Here is a 2,619-nt window from a genome sequence, read left to right as displayed (position 1 = left end):
ATCTATAACGACGTCGCAATTATCTCTTACAAGCCTGCTTATCCCCTTACCTTCGCTTCCTATGACAAGGACTGTGGCTGCATCGTATTTTTCTTCATAATAATGCTTGTCTCCATTCATGTCTGCACCATATATCCAAAAACCCTTGTCCTTAAGGTCCTTGATGGCTGTGTTTATGTTTTTCACCTTGACTATGTTCATGTATTCAAGGGCCCCTGCAGAAGTCTTTGATGTAGTATCAGTAATCTGTGCCGACCTTCTTTCAGGAATTACAACACCATGTACTCCAGCACATTCGGCGCTTCTAATTATGGCTCCAAGATTGTGCACATCTGTTATTCCATCGAGCATAACAATGAAAGGCTTTTGTTTCTTAGCCTTTGCAGCTTCAATGACATCGTCCATTGTACTGTATTTAAAATCCTCAAGTTCAGCAGCCACACCCTGATGGCTTCCTCCTGTAGACATGGAATCCATCTTTGCCTTGTCCACTTCATTGATGATTATATTTTTTTCCTTTGCAAGGGCTATTATGTTGCTGTTGTTGTTTTTACCGTCTTTTCTAAGGACATAAATTCTTTCTATCTTCTTGTCGCTGTTAATCGCTTCCAGAACTGGATTTTTTCCTATTATTAACCTCATGGCTACCTCTTAATAAACTGTTTCGCAATTTCGAACAGTTCATCTATTCTTTCTTTTCGGTTTAGTATATACAAATATCCCAACAAAGACTCAAATCCTGTTGCATGTTTGTAATCTATTAGTTTTGCATTTTTGGGAACAGAACTGCTTTTAGCATTTCTTCCTCTTTTGAACATTCTGATTTCCTCTTCAGTCAAAATATTCATTATTTCCTTCATAACTTCCGCCTGGGCTTCCGCCCTTACGAATCTCACAGCGTTTTTATGAAGCTGGTTTACGTTCAAGTCCGTAGTTTCCACAAGAAAGGACCTCACATATAGTTCGTATACAACATCGCCTATATAGGCAAGCTGCAAGGGAGACATGAGCTTGGGATCTCTTTTTATTATATTTTTTTCCATTTGACTCCGTCTCTTGTATCTTCAACCTCAACACCAATTTCAAGGAGTTCATCCCTCAACTGGTCCGCAAGTTTAAAATCCTTGTTTTTTCTAGCTTCTATTCTCTTGTTTATAAGTTCCATGGCTTCTTCCGATACTTCGTCTTGTACATCCTTGTAAAGTATTCCTAGAACGTCTGCAAGCTCAATATATTTTTCATTGACAAACTCCGCCGATTCCCTTGAAGTAAATTCATCAAAGGTTGAATTCACAAATTTGGCAATTTCAAAGAGAACAGTTACAGCATCAGCTGTATTAATATCGTCATCCATTGCATCTTCAAACTGATTCTTGAATCCAATCATCTTCATCTTTACCGTTTCTTCAATATCTCCAGGAGGATTGTTTTCCATGTAAAACTTCAGATTTCTCTTGCTGTTGTAAAGCCTTTGAAGCGATGCATCCGCCTGGTGGATTGTTTCCCTGCTGTAGTTGATAGGCTTTCTATAGTGTCCTGAAATTATGAAGAATCTCAATATCTCAAGGTCATATTCCTTGCTGACATCCCTTACCGTAAAAAAATTATTTAGGGACTTGCTCATCTTCTGGTTTTCGATGTTTATCATTCCGTTGTGGAGCCAGTACCTTGCAAAGGGCTTTCCAGTCAATGATTCACTCTGAGCAATCTCATTTTCGTGGTGAGGGAATTGAAGGTCCTCTCCCCCTGCATGTATGTCTATTGTATCACCAAGAAGTTCCTTGGCCATTGCTGAACACTCAATATGCCATCCCGGTCTTCCTTTTCCCCATGGACTTCCCCACGAAGGTTCTCCCGGTTTTTCCTTTTTCCACAATGCAAAGTCGGAAGTAGTTTTCTTCTCGTCGTTTACTTGAACTCTGGCACCTGAAATAAGGTCATCAAGATTTTTCTTAGAAAGCTTGCCGTAGTCATTAAGCTTTGTTGTATCAAAATATACATTGCCTTCCACATTGTAGGCAAAACTCTTTTCTTCCAGTCCCTTGATAAACTTGATTATTCCGCCAATATAATCCGTCGCTTTGGGATGGAGAGTTTCATCTTCAAGGATGTTGAGTCCCTTTGTATCTGTAACATATTCCTTTATGTATCTTTCAGCCAACTGCTTAACAGTTGTATTTTCTTCAATGGCTTTGTTTATAAGCTTGTCGTCAATGTCTGTAAAGTTGACTACGTATTTAACATTATATCCCTTATATTTAAAGTACCTTCTAAGGGTATCAAAAATCACAGCCGGTCTGGCATTTCCAACGTGAATGAAATTGTACACAGTAGGACCGCATGCATATATCTTTACCTTGTCCTTTTCAATTGGTATGAATTCTTCCTTTTTTCTTGTAAGCGTATTATACAGTCTCATCTAATCACAACCTTTCTATTTAAGAGCATCCATCACATAGTCTATTCTTTCAAGGAGCAATACCTTGCCGAGAATAACAAATGTCTTGCCAAGATCCGGTCCGTGCATCTGACCTGTAACTGCAGCTCTTATAGGCATGAACAGGCCCTTGCCCTTTGCTCCTGTTTCCTTTTTCAACACCTTGAATATTGACGATGCAA

Annotated in this window: 3 protein-coding genes and 1 pseudogene; all 4 read right to left on the bottom strand. The window is 39.1% G+C overall.

What is annotated here, in order from left to right:
• The coding region (gene rlmB / locus AC3AX0_RS11210) for a 23S rRNA (guanosine(2251)-2'-O)-methyltransferase RlmB (protein ID WP_487550371.1) at positions 1-642 on the bottom strand (642 nt) is incomplete at its 3' end.
• A 2-nt stretch (positions 643-644) separates the two neighbouring features.
• A complete protein-coding gene (locus AC3AX0_RS11205; RefSeq protein ID WP_487550370.1) occupies positions 645-1,043 on the bottom strand; it encodes a Mini-ribonuclease 3 in 399 nt (132 codons plus the stop codon).
• Positions 1,028-2,419 carry a cysteine--tRNA ligase gene (gene cysS, locus AC3AX0_RS11200; RefSeq protein WP_487550369.1) on the bottom strand — a complete coding sequence of 464 codons (1,392 nt, stop codon included), beginning with the start codon at positions 2,417-2,419 and terminating at the stop codon, positions 1,028-1,030. Before cysS ends, AC3AX0_RS11205 begins: the two co-directional genes overlap by 16 nt.
• 15 nt (positions 2,420-2,434) lie before the next feature.
• Positions 2,435-2,619 (bottom strand): annotated as a pseudogene (locus tag AC3AX0_RS11195) (glutamate--tRNA ligase); the annotation flags it as partial.

Source organism: Dethiosulfatibacter sp. (assembly GCF_983023055.1).
This window is presented reverse-complemented; position numbering and strand designations above follow the sequence as displayed.

Excerpts from the sequence above, each read along its gene's own strand:
- cysS (WP_487550369.1), bottom strand. The coding sequence starts at position 2,419 with ATGAGACTGTATAATACGCTTACAAGAAAAAAGGAAGAATTCATACCA.
- AC3AX0_RS11205 (WP_487550370.1), bottom strand. The coding sequence starts at position 1,043 with ATGGAAAAAAATATAATAAAAAGAGATCCCAAGCTCATGTCTCCCTTG.